A 17,706-nucleotide genomic window follows, 5' to 3' on the forward strand; every position below is an offset into this window, starting at 1 on the left:
TCCCGATGAACAGCACCCCGTCCCTTGCTCCGGTTGCCGATACGGAAGCCGGCCTTACCGGTTGGGCCGAGCGTGGCTGGCTGCCCGACGCGGCGCTGCGCGCGGGCATACGCCGCCTGTGTGCGCAACGCCTGGCCGAGGAGTCGAGCGGCAGCATGGAGGAGCAGGCGCAGCGCTTCAGCCGCCGTATCGCCGAGCTCGCTGGCAGCCCACTGGCACTGCACGTGGATGCGGCCAACCGCCAGCATTACGAGGTGCCTGCCGCCTTCTTCCAGGGCTGCCTGGGGCATCGCCTGAAGTACAGCAGCTGCTACTACCGCACCGGCCGCGAGACGCTGGACCAGGCCGAGGATGCGATGCTGGAGCTGTACGGGCAGCGCGCCGGATTGGCCGACGGCCAGGACATTCTTGAGCTGGGCTGCGGCTGGGGCTCGCTGACGCTGTGGATGGCCGAGCGTTACCCGAACGCGCGCATCACCGCCGTGTCCAACTCGCACAGCCAGCGCAGCCATATCCTGGCGCAGTGCGAGGCGCGCGGGTTCGGCAACGTCGAGGTACTCACCCGGGACGTCAACCAGCTGGACCTGCCTGCCGCTGCGTTTGATCGCTGCGTGTCGGTGGAGATGTTCGAGCATGTCCGCAACTACGACCGCCTGCTGGGCCGCATTGCCCGTTGGCTGAAGCCGGACGGTGCGCTGTTCGTGCATATTTTCGCCCATCGCACGCTGATGTATCCGTTCGAGACCGAGGGCGACGACAACTGGATGGGCCGGCATTTCTTCACCGGCGGCCTGATGCCGGCAGCGGACACGCTGCTGCACTTCCAGCGCGACCTGGTGCTGGACCAGCGCTGGCTGCTGGACGGCACGCACTACCAGCGCACGGCCAACCATTGGCTGGCCAAACAGGATGCCGCCCGTGAGCAGCTGCTGCCGGTGCTGGCACAGACCTATGGCGACGAAGTGGCGGCACGCATCTGGTGGCAGCGCTGGCGCATGTTCTGGATGGCCTGCGCCGAATTGTTCGGCTACGACGACGGCCAGCAATGGCTGGTCGCCCACTACCTGTTCCGCCCGCGTTGAAGGAGACCGCCCTCATGCGTATCGCATCGCTGTTCCCGCTGCTGGCCGTTGCCCTGTTCGGCGCAGGCTGCAGCAGCCACGACACCCGCCCCATCCCGCTGCCTCCGAAGGTGGACGTGCCGCGCTTCATGGGCGACTGGTACGTCATCGCCCATATTCCGTCCCGGCCCGAGCGCGAGGCCTTCGACGCGGTGGAAAGCTACGCGCTGCAGGCCGATGGCCGCATCCAGACCACTTTCACCTATCGCAAGGGCAGCTTCCAATCGCCACAGAAGTCGATGCACCCGGTGGGCCGTGTGGAAAAACACGGCAATGGTGCGGTCTGGGGCATGCAGTTCATCTGGCCCATCCAGGCCGAATACCTGATTGCCTGGCTGGATGAGGGCTACACCCAGACCATCGTGGCCCGCAGCAAGCGTGACTACGTGTGGTACATGGCGCGTACGCCGCAGGTGAGCGAGGCGGACTACCAGCAGGCGGTCGCCCGCATCAAGGCAATGGGATACGACACCGGCAAGCTGCGCCGTGTGCCGCAGTCGGTGCGCTGAGCCCGCGCGAAGTGATGTTGCAGAACAGAATGACGCTAGCGCCGAATCGGCCGTTGCCCCATGAATGGGGGAATATAGGGCTGCCCGGCCTTTCACGGATTATCAATCCCGCTTTATGTGATTAATATCACTTAAAGACATTTACTCCCATGCAATAAAGGCGGCGAAGATTCACCGGCCTCCGGCCACAGGGAGCGTGCCATGCAGGATGTCTCGCCGCATCAGTGCAAGGTTGTATCCGAACGGAAATGGTCTCTCAGCACGTTCATGGAGTTCTATGAGCGCGTATTGAGCCAGCGCATTTTCGGTCCCTACGGAAAGCTGCTGGCCGAGGAGATCGCTGGCGACATCCGGGCCGGTTTCAACGCGTCCGACGTCCTGGAGGTCGCCTGCGGCACCGGGGTCATCACCGCAAACCTTTACCAGCACCTGAGCAGGCCGCTCGGCCTACGGTTGGTCGCCACCGATCTCTCAGCGATCGCTGTGAACGTGGCACGCGGCGTGCTGAGCGATGAGGTGCAGCGCAACGTGCCCCTCCTTGCCGATGTGGACATGGCGGAGCTGCCCTTCGCCGACGCCAGCTTCGACGTCATCGTCTGCGGGTTCGGCCTGATGTTCCCGCCGGACAAGGCGCGCGTCGCCCGCGAGTTCAGGCGCGTGCTCCGCCCTGGCGGACGGGTCTACGCCACGGCATTCCACTACAACCAGCTGTTCGAGCTGGCCCGCGAACAGTCCCGGCAGCACTTCGGCATGCCCTCCCGGCTGATGGATGCAGCCCTGAGCCTGACCGACCCGTCGCCCATCACACGCGCGTTCGCGATCGAAGGACTTTCCCCGCGCGAGGGCGAGATGGCTGAACTGCGGCCCCTCGCGTTTGCCATGGGCGACGCCGATGTGCGCGAGTTCCTGTTCAACGCCTGCATCCTTCTGGAGGAGTTCAACCAGTGCGACGCCCCCAGCAGGGAGCGCTATCTGGACGCGATGCTGGACGCCGTCCATGCAGCAGTGCCAGACCGGCGTTACCAGGTGGAAGCCTGGTTGTTGCGCGGCTGTGTCGATGCTGCACACACTCCAGCGCAGGCCGCCCTCCGGGCACCGGATTTCTCACCCCTGCTGGCGTTCCACCTGCCGCTGCAGCAGGATGCGCGCGCGATGCGCGGCTTCGAAAGCGCTCGCGCACGGTTCCTCGCCGACCACCCCGATTATCCCCATGATCAGGTCGAGGCCATGCGCCAGCAGGAATATGCGCGGCTGGATGAGCAACAGGTGACCTATCTGGATCACGTGGGCGGAACATTGCCGCCCGACAGCCTGCTTGAGCAGGATTACCAGGCACTCAAGCGGACGATTCTCGGCAATCCGCACAGCGGATCGAAAGCATCCCAGGACGCACTTCATAGGGCGTGTGAGCAGATCCACGCCTTCTTCGGAACCACGCCGGAGGAGTACGAGATACTGTTCACCGCCAATGCCAGCAGCGCAATCCGCTTGGTGGCCGAGTCATTCCCGTTCCAGGCCGGGTCGCAGGCGCTGCTGACCAAGGACAATCACACCTCGGTACACGGCTTGCGCGAGTACGCCACGGCGAAGGGCGCCCAGGTGAAGTACATTCCGCTGGATGACGAGCTGCTGTTGCATGAAGGGCTGATGTGGCGCGCGTTGCAGCGGCTGCAGCCCGGCGCCCCGCATCTGCTCGCTTTTCCCGCGCAATCCAATGCGACCGGCGCCCGGCACGATCTGGCGTGGATCGAGCGGGCCCAGGCGCATGGCGCGACGGTGCTGTGTGACGCGGCGGCCCTGGTGCCGCAATACCGGCTTGACTGCGGCCGTCATCACCCCGATTTCGTGGTGGCGTCGTTCTACAAGATCTTCGGTTACCCCACCGGTGCCGGTTGCCTGCTCGCCCGGCGGGCCGCACTCGACCTGCTGAAACCGCCGTCGTTTGCCGGTGGTGGCGTGTGCTACTACTCCGGGCCATGGTCACCCACCGATCGCCTGCTGTACCGCGATGCGGGCCAGCGATTCGAAGTCGGCACGCCCAACTACGCCGCCTTCCCCGCCATCGCCAGAGGCTTTGAATTCGTGGCTGCGCTGGGCGGAGTGGAAGCGGTCGCGTTGCGCTCGCGTGCGTTGGCCGAGTGGCTGCAGGCGCAGCTGTCATCGCTTCGCCACCACATCGGCGGCGCGTTGCCGCTGTGCCGGATCTATGGCCCGCCCGCTGCGCAGCGGGGCGCGACGCTGATGCTGAACTTCTTCGACTGCTATGGCTCCATCCTGCCGCACGCCCGCGTCAAGCGCGCCGCAGACCGGTTCGGCATCACCCTGCGCAATGGCTGCTTCTGCAACCTGGGCGCCGTCCAGCAGGCGACCTACGCGACCGCAGGCGCCGAGCACTGTGAGCTGGACAAGACCGGGAAGATTCTCGACTGCACCACATTCGACGAGAAGATCCTGGAGAAGGGTGATTGCGGTGCGGTCAGGATTTCGTTCGGGCTGGGATCGAATTTCACCGATGCCTATCGCTTCCTGCTGTTCGCCACCTGCCTGCTGGACACAGATGCTTCAGGCCTGGAATGTGTGATGGAGCAATCATCGGCACCGGCTCCGGAACCCCGGGTTGCCAGCACTGTGCAGGCTTGATCCGCTGCGGGGCCGTGCCCAGGCCGGACTGTCGCATTGCGGCGATGGGCTCCGGAACGGGTGCCGCTGATCGGCCAGGCCTGATCAACCGCAGCCTGGCCTGTGACGCGAGATGAATGGGGGTACACCCGGCCGCTAGCCGCATGCAGCCTGCCTCCTCTATAGTCAGCCGAGCACGACAGGCGTGGTGCCTGTCCGGCAACTACAGGGAGTGGGTCATGGGTCTGGTACAAGCGGTGAAGGGTGCAGTCGGCGGTGTGCTGGCCGACCAGTGGAAGGACTTCTACACCGTGCCGACCGGCCTGCCGTCCACGGCAGCCCTGTTCGCGGCGGTGCCGCAGGGCACCAATGCCGGGCGCGGTTCGAACACCAGCGGCTCCTCCAACATCATCAGCAACGGTTCGAAGATCGTCGTACCCGAGGGCTACGGCCTGCTGCTGTTCCAGGATGGCGCGATCACTGCCTTCGTGGCCGAGCCGGGTGGCTACGAGTGGCGTTCGGACGATCTGAACTCGCAGTCGATCTTCGCCGGCGACGGCCTGGTCAGCACCTTCATCAAGCAGAGCTGGGAGCGCTTCAAGTTCGGCGGCCAGCCGGGCTCGCAGCAGGCCGCCTTCTTTGTTTCGCTGAAGGAACTGCCGGACAACCGCTTCGGCACCCAGTCGGAGATCTACTGGGACGACGGTTTCCTCAACACCCAGGTCGGCGCGGTCACCCGTGGTTCGTACACGCTGAAGATCGTCGACCCGATCCTGTTCGTGAAGAACTTCGTTCCGGCCAGCTACCTGCGGCCGGGCCAGGTATTCGACTTCACCGATCTGGACAACGCCGCTGCCAGCCAACTGTTCAATGAAGTGGTGGGTTCGCTGGCGCCGGCGTTCAGCCTGTACACCAACGATCCGGGCAAGGGCAACCGCATCACCAAGCTGCAGCAGGATTCGCTGGGCTTTGCGCAGAGCCTGTCGGCCGCCGTCGAACAGGGCTACCAGTGGAAGTCCGATCGTGGCCTGGCCATCGTCAAGACCGCCATCGTCTCGATCGAGTACGACGCCAACACCCGCGAGCTGCTGAAGACCGTGCAGCGCGCCGATGCGCTGTCCGGCTCGCGTGGCAATTCCAACCTGCAGGCCAGCGTCGCCCAGGGCATCCAGTCCGCCGGTGAGAACGGCGGTGCCGCCGGGCTTGTCGGCGTGGGCATGGCATCGGGCATGTTCGGCGCGGGCAACCTGCAGCAGCCGGCAACCCCGGCCGCCCCTGCCGCCGACGATCCGGTGGCCAAGCTGAAGAAGGCCAAGGAAATGCTCGACCTGGGCCTGATCACCCAGACCGACTACGACGCGCTGAAGGCCAAGGCGCTGGGACTGTAAGAAGACGCAGGACGCGCAACCACCATGTCCGATCCCAGAAACACGCCTCCGCCGCTGCCCGGTTCCGCTTCAGCACCCCCGCCCCTGCCGGCGGCGGTGCTGGACGGCCCCGGTTCGCCGCAGGATGTCCCTCCCCTGCCCGGCAGCTTCCCGCTGGATACTTCCAAGCTGCCTGAGGCCATCCGCAACGAAGTCGAGGCGCCCGACCCGGTCGCCATCGACACCGCTGCGGCCGAACTGAAAGACGGCCTCAACCGCTGCCCCAAGTGCGGCGCCACCGACATACGGCCCAAGCTGGGCACCGACATTCTGGTCTGCCTGTACTGCCGTCACCAGTGGCATGGCGCGCGGGTGGAGGAGGAATTCGGGCTGGGCGAAGCCATCGACCAGCTGCGTGGCACCGTCATTGCATCGGGCGCACGCGATATCGATGCCGACACCTCGGCACTGATGACCTTCAAGTGCACCGGTTGCGGCGCCGAAGTCACGGTCAACACCGAAAGCACGATGACGGCGCGCTGCCACTGGTGCCGGCATGTGTTCGGCGTGAACGAACAGATCGCCAACGGCGCGGTGCCCGACGCCGTGCTGCCGTTCCATATCAAGAAGGAGGATGCGGTCGCGCGCATCCGCCAGTTCGTCGACAAGCGCCGGATGTTCGCGCTCAAGGCGTTCAAGGAACAGTTCACCCCGGAAAACGTGGTGGGCGTGTACCTGCCCTACATGATCGTCGACGGCAATGTCAGCGCAGCGGTGGCTGGCAAGGGTGAGATCAAGACCCGCGAGTACACCCGTGGCACCGAGAAGAACAAGCAGACCTACTACGACGCGGATATCTACCAGGTGGAACGCCAGGTCGATTTCACCGTGGACGACCTGCCGCTGGAATCCTCTGCCGAGCGCGGCAACCTGGACACGCGCGCCAACACCAACAACATCATCAACACGATTCTGCCGTTCGACACCAAGAACGCGGTGAAGTGGAACGCCTCGTACCTGGCCGGGTTCACTTCGGAAAAGCGCAACCTGGACGTCGAAAAGCTGCGGCCGCGCCTGGAAGACCAGCTGCTGTCGATCGCCCGCGCGCAGGTGGAAGGCACGGTGCGCCGTTACGACCGTGGCGTGCGCTGGGAACAGGAGCAACTGGAAGTGCACGGCACCCGCTGGGTGGCCATGTACCTGCCGGTGTGGCTGTATTCGTACCACCAGCCCGGCAGGAACGGCGGCATGCTGCACTACATCGCGGTGAACGGCCGGACCGGTGAAACCATGGGCAGCGTGCCGGTGCAGCAGTGGAAGATGCTGCTGGCGGCGCTGACCGCAGGTACGATCATCGAAGCCCTCGCAATTGCCTTCCTGGTGGCCAGCACATGAGTGATGACAGTGGTCTTTGGTTGTTGGCCGCAGGCCCGGCCGGCGCAACTGCGCTGTACTGGGCGCTGTATCGCTTCTACCGCAATACCGACAAATCGCATTCGTTCGAGCACGAGACCGAGATCGATGCCAAGCCGGTGACCGGCTCGGATCGCCGGGTCGATTCGATCTCGGGCACGCAGGAAAAGCGGATCCGCGGCGACAACGTGTATGAGTATCGAAAGCGGGTGGCGCGGGTGAGCAGCGGAGACGATTGAACGATCCGCCAGCGCTTCGGGGGCTGGGACCATCCCAGCCTTCGAAGCAAACCGGAACGTCAGGTGGCCGTACGTCCCGATGCCCCTGGATTCAGTCCGGCGCCACCTCTCCGTTGATCTGCTGCATCACTGAGCGCTTGCCGTCACTGGCAGGCATCGCTTGCACCAGGTTGCGCAGCAGCCGCAGGTCCTGCTGCCGGCCAAGCTCGTCGCTGAGCCGATGCAGCGCCTTGTAACGATGCCCCGAGGCGTGCAGCGGCCTGCTGTGCGGCACGTGCAGCTGCAGGTCGCAGGCGATATCCAGTTGCATGCGCAGCCTGCGCACGCGTCGGCGCCAGCGGTGGACCGCCGCGGCACCGCCGTCGCGTTTCGCCCGTGCGGCAGCCTTGTCCACGCGGCGCCAGCTACGCTCAAGATTCTGGCGCAGCGGGCCACGCCGCAGCTGATGCCAGGGTTGGACCGCCAACTGCTGCTGCACCGCTGCCAGGACACGCAGGCGGCGTGCAAACCCCGGGTCACGCTGCAGGGTCGCCTGCAGCAGCCCCTCACGACGCAGGACCAGCATCCGGATGACGCCGTTCCATCGCGGATCGGCAACCCGCCCCTGCAGTTGCCGGGCGACCTCGACCACCACATGCGCATCACGGAGGCGGGACAGGCCATCACCCAGGCGCTTCAATCCCAGGTCGGCAGCCTCGACGTCCAGCGCTGCGTGCTCCAGCAGCGCCAACAGGGAGCGCAATCGGCGGATGGCCTTGCGCGCGGAATGGATGGCCGGACGCGGGTCGGATGCCGACGACAACGCCGCAGCGATCGCGGCACCCTCATGCAGCGCTCTCTGGCGAAAGGCCTCGCCGGCTTCTGCTGCGGACATCGATGTTCCCTGCCGGGATGGGAGCCGCAGTGTAGCCTGCTCCCCGTCGGGCACCGGCACCACGCAGCCGTGACGCGGCGCTGCCTACACTTGCGCCCCTTCGCCCGTGCTGATCCCGCCACGCTGGCGCAGCACCCCTCCTCCCGCTCGAGATCAACGTGACGCCCCTGCCCTCATTTGCGACCCGCGACAGCCGGGCCACCGACAGCGTCAACATGGCACTGGCCGCCGGGGCCATCGTCGGCACCTGGTTCTGGGACGTCCAGGCCGACCAGCTCACGGTCGATGAAGCCCTGGCCCGCGCCTTCGGCCTGGACCCGGCAATGGCGCAGCGGAAACTGCACCTGCAGGACGTACTGGGCGCCGTGCATCCCGATGACCTGCCCGCACTGTCGGCGGCGATTGAGCAGACCGTGCAGACGGGCGGGCGCTTTGCCCACCAGTACCGCGCGCGCGCCACCGATGGCAGCTACCACTGGCTGGAAAGCATCGGCAGGGTCGATCTGGATGCTCAGGGCCGCGCGCTGGGTTTCCCGGGCGTGCTGATCGACATCGATGAGCGCCTGCGCGTCGAGGCCGAGCGCGACCAGGCGCAGGCGCTGCTGCGCTCGTTCGTGGAGGCTGCACCGGGCGTGATGTATGCCAAGGACCGGCAAGGCCGGCTGCTGATCGGCAACCACGGCACCACCGAGCTGATCGGCCTGCCGCCGGGAGAATATATCGGGCGCACCGATGCCGAGCTGTTGGGCGACCCCGCCCAGGCGGCGTCGGTGATGGCGACCGACGAGCGCATCATGTCCAGCGGCAACAGTGAGCAGCTGGAGGAGGAAGTGAGCTTTCCCGATGGTCGCCGGGCCTGGTGGCTGTCGACCAAATCGCCGCTGCGCGACGCCGATGGCGCCGTGATCGGCCTGGTCGGTACGTCGCTGGACATCACCGACCGCAAGGCCGCCGAAGCCGAGCGTCGTGATATCGAAGAACGCTACCGGCTGGCCGCACAGGCCACCAACGATGCCATCTGGGATTGGCGCATCGCCGATGGCCAGGTGATCTGGAACGAAGCGCTGGCCAGCCTGTTCGGCCACACGGAAAAGAACACGACCGCGCAATGGTGGCTGCAGCACATCCACCCCGATGACCGCGCACGCATCGATCACGGCATCCACGCCGTGATAGACGGGAACGGCAGCGGCTGGACGGACGAGTACCGTTTCCAGCGCGCGGATGGCAGTTATGCGTCAGTGCTGGATCGCGGAACGGTCCTGCGCGACGCCGATGGCACCCCGCTGCGGATGATCGGGGCCATGCTGGATCTTTCCGGTCGGAAGGCCGCCGAAGCGGCGCTGGCCGACAGCGAAGAGCGCCTGCGGCTGGCCACCGAAGCAGGCGAGCAAGGGTTCTGGGACGTGGACATGGTGCAGGACGTGCTGATCTGGCCGGCGCGCACCAAGGCCATGTTCGGCATCTCCGCCGGTGCGCCGGTGACCATGGACGACTTCCGTGCCGGGCTGCACCCGGACGACCGCGCGGCAACCCTGGCCGCGTTCGCCGCCGCCTGCGATCCCGAGCGGCGTGAGACCTATGACGTGGAGTACCGCACCGTCGGCAAGGAGGATGGCATCGTCCGCTGGGTCGCAGCCAAGGGCCGCGGCATCTTCGAGTTCGGCAGGTGCGTGCGCGTGCTGGGCGTGGCCATCGACATCACCGCGCGGAAGGCCGCCGATGCGCGCCTGCAGGAGCTGAACGGGCAGCTGGAGGCACGTGTGCGGGCCGAAGTCGCCGAGCGCCTGCGGGTGGAAGAGGCGCTTCGGCAGAGCCGCAAGATGGAGGCGGTCGGCCAGCTGACCGGTGGTATCGCCCACGACTTCAACAACATGCTGGCGACGGTGATCGGGCCGCTCGACCTGCTGGCGCTGCGCCTCGGCGACAGCGACGCGCGCGCCAGCCGGTACATTGAAATGGCCCTTGATGGCGCGCAGCGCGCCGCCCAGCTGACCCAGCGCCTGCTTGCGTTCTCGCGCCAGCAACCGCTGCAGCCGGTGGCGATGGATGCCAACCGCCTGGTGGCCGGCATGACCGACCTGCTGGTGCATTCCCTTGGCAGCAGCATCATCCTTGAAACCGCACTCGGCGCGGGCCTGTGGTGGACCCATGCCGACGCCAACCAGCTGGAGAACGTGGTCCTGAACCTGGCGGTCAACGCGCGCGATGCGATGCCCTCCGGCGGCCGATTGAAGATCGAGACCCGCAACCAGCGCGTCGACCTCGACACCGCATCGGCGCATGCGGGCGTGCCTGCAGGCGACTACGTCGTGATCGCGGTGACCGACGACGGCAACGGGATGACGCCGGAGGTGATGGCGCGCGCGTTCGATCCGTTCTTCACCACCAAGCAGGTCGGCCAGGGCACCGGGCTCGGGCTGTCGCAGGTGTATGGCTTCGTCCAGCAATCGGCCGGGCATGTGAAACTCGATTCCGCGCCCGGCAAAGGGACGCGGGTACAGGTCTACCTGCCGCGGCTGCTGGCCGACGTCGACATGCCCGCTGCCGCATCGGATGACGATGCGCCGGCCCTGCACGGTGGGCGCGAGCACATTCTCGTCGTGGACGATGATGCGGCCGTCCGCGCGTTCTCGGTCGATGCCCTCACTGAACTCGGCTATCGGGTACTGGCCGCAGATGGCGCCGCCAGCGCCTTGGCGCTGCTGCAGGCCCATCCTGAGGTCGCGCTGTTGTTTACCGACGTGGTGATGCCCGAGGTCAATGGGCGGCAGCTGGCCGAGCAGGCACGCGCGCGCCATCCGCAGCTGAAGGTGCTGTTCGCCACCGGCAACAGCCGCAACGCGCTGGTCGACAACAACGTGCTGGATGCGCAGGTTCACTTGATCGGCAAACCGTTCACCATCGGCGAACTGGCCTCGCGGGTAAGGATCGCGCTGGCCGGCGATGGCTGAAGGCCGCCACGCAGGTTGCGCCGCAGCCGGCAGCGGATGAATGCGCGACCGGGTCATGCTTCACCGCATGCCTACCGCGGCACCGCCATGCTGTCCCGGCATTGAATCCGCCAGCCAGCCTGCCGCAGCCAGCGAGGAGCCACGATGAGCCCACCGTCACACCTTCCCCTTTCGCGCCGGGAACTGCTGAAGTTGAGCGCGGGATCGGCCACCACCATGGCCCTGCCTGCGGTGGTCGCTGCGGCGGAGCCGGACCGGACCGGTGCACGGGCACCGGAACTGATGCAGGTGGACTTCGAGGTCAACGGAACAGCGCGATCGCTGCGGCTGGACACCCGCGTCACCCTGCTCGACGCCCTGCGTGAGCACCTGCACCTGACCGGCAGCAAGAAGGGCTGCGACCACGGCCAGTGCGGTGCCTGCACGGTGCTGGTGGACGGCCGGCGCATCAATGCCTGCCTGACGCTGGCGGTGATGCACCAGGGCGCGAAGATCACCACCATCGAAGGCCTCGGCACGCCAGACCGGCTGCACGCGATGCAGGCGGCCTTCGTCAAGCATGACGGTTTCCAGTGCGGCTACTGCACCCCGGGGCAGATCTGCTCGGCCGTCGCCGTGCTGCAGGAAATCAAGGCCGGCATACCGAGCCACGTCAGCGCCGCGTTGGACGCGCCCAGCGCCTTCACCGCCGAAGAACTGCGCGAGCGCATGAGCGGCAACATCTGCCGGTGCGGCGCCTATTCCAACATCATCGAGGCCATCCAGGACGTCGGGGAGGCCAGCGCATGAGAGCTTTCAGCTACGAGCGCGCCCGCTCTCCCGCCGAGGCGGCAGCGGCAGCGGCGCGTACCCAGGGCGCTCGGTTCATTGCCGGCGGCACCAACCTGCTGGACCTGATGAAACTGGAGATCGAGACGCCCGCCCACCTGATCGACGTCAACGGGCTGGACCTGGACACCATCGAGCCTACCAGCGAGGGAGGCCTGCGCGTCGGCGCGCTGGTACGCAATACCGATCTGGCGGCCGACCGGCGCATCCGGCGCGACTATGCGGTGCTGACCCGCGCACTGGTGTCCGGCGCATCGGGTCAACTGCGCAACAAGGCCACCACCGCCGGCAACCTGCTGCAACGCACCCGCTGCCCCTATTTCTACGACACCGCACAGCCCTGCAACAAGCGGCTGCCCGGCAGTGGCTGCGGCGCGCGCGAAGGTTTCAGCCGGCAATTGGCCGTGATCGGTGCCAGCGAGCACTGCATCGCCACCCATCCCAGCGACATGGCGGTGGCGATGATGGCGCTGGATGCATCGGTGGAGACCGTCCGCGCCGACGGATCGCGCCGGAACATCGCGCTGGACGCCCTGTATCGCGCTCCTGGCCGTACGCCGCATATCGACACCGTGCTGGACAAGGGCGAGCTGATCGCCGCCGTGGTCCTGCCGCCGCCCCCGGGTGGCGTGCACGTGTACCGCAAGGTGCGCGACCGCGCATCGTATGCGTTCGCCCTGGTGTCGGTGGCGGCGATCCTGCGGCCCGATGGCAGCGGCCGGATCGCCCTTGGCGGTGTCGCGCACAAGCCGTGGCACAGCGCCGCGGCCGATGCGGCCCTGCCGCAGGGCGCCGCCGCCGTGATGTCGGTGCTGCTGCAGGGTGCTGCGCCCACCGCACAGAACGCCTTCAAACTAGCGCTGGCCGAACGCACATTGGCTTCCATCCTGCAGGACGTGAGGGCCGAGGCATGAAATTCGACACCCCCGCAGGTCGCAATCCGATCGATGCGCAGACCGTCATCGGCAAGCCGCACGATCGCATCGACGGCCCGTTGAAGGTCACCGGCAAGGCCACCTACGCACACGAATGGCATGACGCCACCCCGTCCGCCCCCGCCTATGGCGTGGTGGTCGGGGCGGGCATTGCCACCGGCACCGTGACCCGCATGGAGCTGGACGCAGCGCGGCGCTCGCCCGGCGTTCTGGCCATCGTCACCGCCGACACCGCCGGGCCGCTGCATCCGGTCAAGCGCAACGCGGCGCCGCTGCTGGGTGGTCCGAAGGTGCACCACTATCACCAGGCACTGGCGGTGGTGGTGGCCGAAACGTTCGAACAGGCCCGGGCTGCGGCCGGACAGATCCGCATCCGCTATGCCCCGCAGCGCGGCCGCTTCGATCTAGCGGAGGCCAAGCAGGCAGGCGCTTCCCTGCAGACGCCGGAGCCCGATGCGCGCGTCGGCGATTTCGAGAAGGCCTTCAGCCAGGCGGCGGTTACGCTCGATGCGACCTACCACACGCCGGACCAGTCGCACGCAATGATGGAGCCGCACGCGACGATGGCCGCCTGGGAAGGCGACCAGCTGACGGTGTGGACCTCCAACCAGATGATCGACTGGGGCCGCACCGATCTGGCCCGCACACTGGGCATCGCCAAGGACAAGGTGCGGCTGGTGTCGCCCTACATCGGCGGCGGCTTTGGCGGAAAGCTGTTCCTGCGCTCCGATGCGCTGCTGGCCGCGCTCGCCGCACGCGCTGCCAAGCGGCCGGTGAAAGTGGCCCTGCAGCGGCCGCTGATCGCCAACAATACCACGCACCGCCCGGCCACGCTGCAGCGCATCCGGCTGGGCGCAACGCCGGAAGGAAGCCTGACCGCCATCGGTCACGAATCATGGTCGGGCAACCTGCCAGGGGGCTCGCCGGAGGAAGCGGTGCAGCAGACCCGCTTGCTGTATGCGGGGCCCAACCGCTTGGCCGCACTGCGCCTGGCCACCCTCGACCTGCCCGAAGGCAATGCCATGCGCGCGCCGGGCGAAACGCCGGGACTGATGGCGCTGGAAATCGCCATGGACGAAATGGCCATCAAGCTCGGCCTGGACCCGATCGAATTCCGTATCCGCAACGACACCCAGGTCGACCCGTCCAATCCCGAGCGCCCCTTTTCACAGCGGCAGCTGGTGCAGTGCCTGCGCACGGGCGCCGAACGGTTCGGCTGGCAGCGGCGCAGCGCCACCCCGGGCGCCGTGCGCGATGGACGCTGGCTGGTCGGCATGGGCGTGGCCGCAGGCTTCCGCAACAACCTGGTGATGAAATCCGGCGCACGCGTGCGCCTGGCCGCTGATGGCCAGGTCACCGTGGAAACCGACATGACCGACATCGGCACCGGCAGCTACACCATCATCGGCCAGACGGCCGCGGAAATGCTCGGCGTTCCGTTGCAGCAGGTCACGGTCAAGCTGGGCGATTCCCGTTATCCCGTGGCTGCCGGCTCCGGTGGCCAGTGGGGCGCCAACAGCTCCACCGCGGGCGTCTACGCCGCATGCATGGCACTGCGTACGAAGGTCGCGCAGGCGCTGGGAATGGACCCGGCGGCAGCGCAGTTCGAAGCCGGCAAGGTGACCGCAGGGGGCCGCAGCCGCGCCCTTGCCGATGCCGCTCAGGCCGGCGAGCTGGTGGCCGAAGACAGCATCGAGTTCGACACGCTGCAGGAGAAGTACCAGCAGTCCACCTTCGCCGCGCATTTCGTCGAGGTGGGCGTGGATGTGGCCTCGGGCGAAAGCCGGATCCGCCGCATGCTGGCCGTGTGCGCAGCCGGCCGCATCCTCAACCCGAAAACCGCGCGCAGCCAGGTGATCGGCGCGATGACGATGGGCATCGGCGCAGCGCTGTCGGAGGAACTGGTGGTGGATCGGCGGCTGGGGTTCTTCGTCAATCACGACCTGGCCGGCTACGAAGTACCCGTACATGCCGACGTGCCGCACCAGGAGGTGGTGTTCCTCGATGAAAGCGATGCGGTGTCGTCGCCGATGAAGGCCAAGGGCGTTGGCGAGCTGGGCCTGTGCGGCGTAAGCGCGGCAGTGGCCAACGCGGTGTACAACGCGACCGGAATCCGCGTGCGCGACTATCCACTGACCCTGGACAAGCTGCTCGCCGGCCTGCCGGACATCGCATGACCAGTGCGCTCTGCCCTGCCCCGTTGGACCTGGACGGCGGCAACCCGCGCCCGGTGCTGCAGGCCGCCGCCGACGCGGCGCGTACCGGCCACGCGGCTGCGTTGGCAGTGGTGCTGCAGACGGAAGGGTCCAGCTACAGCCGCGCGGGCACCTGTGCGCTGTTCGAACCGGGTCGACAGGTGGGCTGGCTGAGCGGCGGCTGCCTGGAACCGGAGCTGGCGCGACAGGCCGACAACGCGGTGGATGCCGGGCGCATCGCATGGATGGAGATCGACAACCGCGACGACGCTGCGCTGTTCTCCGGCAATGCCACCGGATGCCGGGGTCGCCAGTGGCTGGCACTGCTTCCATTGCCGCAGCTCGGCGGCATCGAACAGCTTCTCGATGCCTGGCTGCAAGGGCCGCATACGCTGCACCTGGCACTGCAGGCTGATGGACGGCTGGACGCCCGCTGCGCCGGCTTCACCTTCACCCGCACGGTGCCCCCTGCCGCCCCGCAGTCGCTGGACGGCAGCCACCGCTGGCGGCTGCAGTGGCACCGGTCGCCTGTCGTGCACGTGCACGGAGCAGGCCCGGAGGCGGCGCTTCTGCTGCCACTGCTGGACCAGCTGGGCTGGTGCCCGCATGTCGAAGAACCGAGACTCCGCTGGCGCGAGCATCTGCCCCTTGCCGCTGGTTCGTATTGTTCTTCCGCTGCCGCCAGCGTGGCCGATGCCGCACTCGTGATGCATCACAATTTCGAGCTCGACCGTGACGCGCTCGAACGGCTGGCAGGCTCGCGCGTGCCCTTCATCGGGCTGTTGGGGCCACGCCGTCGCAAGGACGACCTTTTCAGCGTACTGGATACCCATACGCGCCGTGCGCTGGAACCGCGCCTGCGCTCACCGATCGGCCTGCCACTGGGCGGACGTGGTCCCGAAGCGATTGCCTTGAGCATTGCCGCGCAGCTGCAGGCATGGCGGCACGGAACGCCCCTGGCCACGCCATGACCGGGCATGCGGCCGTGGTGCTCGCGGCCGGGTGCAGCCAGCGCCTGGGGCAGCCCAAGCAGCTGCTGCGCGCAGGCGGAGAGACGCTGTTGCGACGCAGCGTGCGGCTGGCGCTGGAAACATCGCCGGACACGCTGGTGGTGGTACTGCCCCAGCACCCACGCTTCGAAGAAGAACTGCACGGCCTGCCGGCACAGCGGCTGCACAATCCCAACCTTGGGCTCGGTATCGGCGGCAGCCTGTCGCTGGCCGCCACCCACGTGCACAGCGCCGCCAGGGTGCTGGTGATGATCTGCGATCAACCGACGCTGCGCGTGGAGCACCTGCACGCACTGCTGGGCGCGGCAGCCGCCGCACCGTCCGGCTGCGCGGCCACGGTACTGGGCGACACCATCGGCGTGCCGGCGGTGGTGCCGGGCAGCTGGTTTGCCGGCACAGGACCGCAACCTGCAGACGGGGGATTTGGCCGGCGGCTGCGGCAGACCGAAGGCATTGCGCGCTGCTCCGGCGCCGGGCTGGAATGCGATATCGATACCCCCGAGGACCTGCGCCGGGCGCGCGCGCTCGGCTGGCTGGATCCTGCGTCCGCCTGAGGGCGGCGGCGACAGTTGAACTGGCCAGACCGCGCTGCGCGGGCGCTCGGCATACACGCTGCGCGGACGCTCCGCCGCGCAGGATGGTGCGCCCGCTACCTGCCAGCATTCCCGCACATGGCCGCACCCTCAGGCTCCCGCCTTGTCATCTACGCCGCGCTGGCCGGCAACCTCGCCATCGCCGTTGCCAAGTTCATCGCCGCCGGCCTGTCCGGCAGCTCCGCGATGCTCAGCGAAGGCGTGCATTCGCTGGTCGATACCCTCAACGAGGTGCTGCTGCTGTACGGTCTGCGCCGTGCCGAAAAGGCCCCCGACACCCTGCACCCGTTCGGCTACGGTCGCGAGCTGTACTTCTGGAGCTTCATCGTCGCCTTGCTGGTCTTTGCCGCCGGCGCCGGTGTGTCGGCCTATGAGGGCATCCAGCACATCCGCCAGCCGGAACCGGCCACCAACCACGCCATCAGCTACAGCGTGCTGGGTATTTCCATCCTGTTCGAAGGCGCCTCCTGGTGGGTTGCACTGCGCGAGTTCCGGCGCAGCAAGGGCACGCTGGGCTACTTCGAGGCGTTCCGCCGCAGCAAGGACCCCTCCACCTTCACCGTGTTGCTGGAGGACAGTGCCGCCCTGCTCGGCCTCGGCTTTGCCCTGGTCGGGCTGCTGGCCGCGCAGCTGCTGGAAATGCCGGTACTGGATGGGGTCGCCTCGTTGTGCATTGCCGGCGTGCTGGCGCTGACCGCGTTCCTGCTGGCGCGGGAAACCAAGGGCCTGCTGGTGGGCGAGCCTGCGCACCCGGCCGTTGCCCAGCGCATCATGGCGGTGGCCGTGACCGATCCGGACCTGCGCCGTGCCAATGGCGTGACCACCATGCAGATGGGCCCGGAACAGGTGGTGGCCATGCTCAGCGCCGAATTCGAGGACGACCGCACCACCCCGCAGATCGAAGCCTGCATCACCCGCATCGAGGGTGCGGTGAAGCAGGAGTTCCCGGAACTGGTGGCGCTGTTCGTGAAACCGCAGACGCCGGAAGTCTTCGCCAGACGGCGCGCGGCGCTGGCTGACCCGGAGTGAATCAATGGCGGCGGCTTCAC

The 17,706-nt window shown here is 67.3% G+C and carries 14 protein-coding genes; 13 read left to right on the forward strand and 1 reads right to left on the reverse strand.

What is annotated here, in order from left to right; translation table 11 throughout:
- Window positions 1-5: 5 nt before the first annotated feature.
- From CLM74_RS11635 to CLM74_RS11660, 6 genes are all read left to right on the forward strand, one after another.
- Window positions 6-1,082 (forward strand): class I SAM-dependent methyltransferase, encoded by a 1,077-nt coding sequence (locus CLM74_RS11635; RefSeq protein ID WP_105164129.1) that lies wholly within the window; start codon window positions 6-8, stop codon window positions 1,080-1,082.
- 14 nt (window positions 1,083-1,096) lie between these two features.
- Window positions 1,097-1,630, forward strand: coding sequence for a lipocalin family protein (locus CLM74_RS11640; RefSeq protein WP_033831173.1), 534 nt, complete (start codon window positions 1,097-1,099; stop codon window positions 1,628-1,630).
- Window positions 1,631-1,831: 201 nt separating this feature from the next.
- Window positions 1,832-4,270, forward strand: coding sequence for an aminotransferase class V-fold PLP-dependent enzyme (locus tag CLM74_RS11645; RefSeq protein WP_105164130.1), 2,439 nt, complete (start codon window positions 1,832-1,834; stop codon window positions 4,268-4,270).
- Between the two features lie 218 nt (window positions 4,271-4,488).
- Window positions 4,489-5,637: an SPFH domain-containing protein gene (locus CLM74_RS11650; protein ID WP_025874463.1), complete on the forward strand. Its 1,149-nt coding sequence runs from the start codon at window positions 4,489-4,491 to the stop codon at window positions 5,635-5,637.
- 24 nt (window positions 5,638-5,661) lie between these two features.
- The gene (locus tag CLM74_RS11655) at window positions 5,662-7,011 is read left to right on the forward strand and encodes a membrane protein (RefSeq protein ID WP_032974658.1); all 1,350 of its coding nucleotides are present in this window, start codon (window positions 5,662-5,664) and stop codon (window positions 7,009-7,011) included.
- Window positions 7,008-7,268 carry a hypothetical protein gene (locus tag CLM74_RS11660; protein ID WP_025874461.1) on the forward strand — a complete coding sequence of 87 codons (261 nt, stop codon included), beginning with the start codon at window positions 7,008-7,010 and terminating at the stop codon, window positions 7,266-7,268. Before CLM74_RS11655 ends, CLM74_RS11660 begins: the two co-directional genes overlap by 4 nt.
- Before the next feature lie 91 nt (window positions 7,269-7,359).
- Here CLM74_RS11660 and CLM74_RS11665 read toward each other — a convergent pair whose 3' ends face one another.
- Window positions 7,360-8,142 (reverse strand): CHAD domain-containing protein, encoded by a 783-nt coding sequence (locus tag CLM74_RS11665; RefSeq protein ID WP_105164131.1) that lies wholly within the window; start codon window positions 8,140-8,142, stop codon window positions 7,360-7,362.
- 158 nt (window positions 8,143-8,300) lie between these two features.
- On the opposite strand from CLM74_RS11665, the gene CLM74_RS11670 reads away from it, so the two are divergent.
- From CLM74_RS11670 to CLM74_RS11700, 7 genes are all read left to right on the forward strand, one after another.
- A complete protein-coding gene (locus CLM74_RS11670) occupies window positions 8,301-11,096 on the forward strand; it encodes a PAS domain-containing sensor histidine kinase (protein WP_234003338.1) in 2,796 nt (931 codons plus the stop codon).
- A 144-nt stretch (window positions 11,097-11,240) separates the two neighbouring features.
- Window positions 11,241-11,885 (forward strand): aldehyde dehydrogenase iron-sulfur subunit PaoA, encoded by a 645-nt coding sequence (paoA, locus tag CLM74_RS11675; protein WP_032974655.1) that lies wholly within the window; start codon window positions 11,241-11,243, stop codon window positions 11,883-11,885.
- On the forward strand, window positions 11,882-12,838 hold the full coding sequence (locus tag CLM74_RS11680) for a xanthine dehydrogenase family protein subunit M (RefSeq protein WP_100436358.1): 957 nt from the start codon (window positions 11,882-11,884) through the stop codon (window positions 12,836-12,838). The genes paoA and CLM74_RS11680 overlap by 4 nt, the downstream gene beginning before the upstream one ends.
- The gene (gene paoC / locus CLM74_RS11685; protein ID WP_105164132.1) at window positions 12,835-15,036 is read left to right on the forward strand and encodes an aldehyde oxidoreductase molybdenum-binding subunit PaoC; all 2,202 of its coding nucleotides are present in this window, start codon (window positions 12,835-12,837) and stop codon (window positions 15,034-15,036) included. The genes CLM74_RS11680 and paoC overlap by 4 nt, the downstream gene beginning before the upstream one ends.
- Window positions 15,033-16,025 (forward strand): XdhC/CoxI family protein, encoded by a 993-nt coding sequence (locus CLM74_RS11690; protein WP_105164133.1) that lies wholly within the window; start codon window positions 15,033-15,035, stop codon window positions 16,023-16,025. The genes paoC and CLM74_RS11690 overlap by 4 nt, the downstream gene beginning before the upstream one ends.
- A complete protein-coding gene (locus CLM74_RS11695; protein WP_105164134.1) occupies window positions 16,022-16,618 on the forward strand; it encodes an NTP transferase domain-containing protein in 597 nt (198 codons plus the stop codon). The genes CLM74_RS11690 and CLM74_RS11695 overlap by 4 nt, the downstream gene beginning before the upstream one ends.
- A gap of 117 nt (window positions 16,619-16,735) precedes the next feature.
- The gene (locus tag CLM74_RS11700; protein WP_025874453.1) at window positions 16,736-17,686 is read left to right on the forward strand and encodes a cation diffusion facilitator family transporter; all 951 of its coding nucleotides are present in this window, start codon (window positions 16,736-16,738) and stop codon (window positions 17,684-17,686) included.
- Window positions 17,687-17,706: the final 20 nt, after the last annotated feature.

Origin of the sequence: Stenotrophomonas sp. MYb57 (assembly GCF_002966815.1) — a bacterium.
In the GTDB taxonomy this organism is placed as follows: Bacteria; Pseudomonadota; Gammaproteobacteria; order Xanthomonadales; family Xanthomonadaceae; genus Stenotrophomonas; species Stenotrophomonas indicatrix.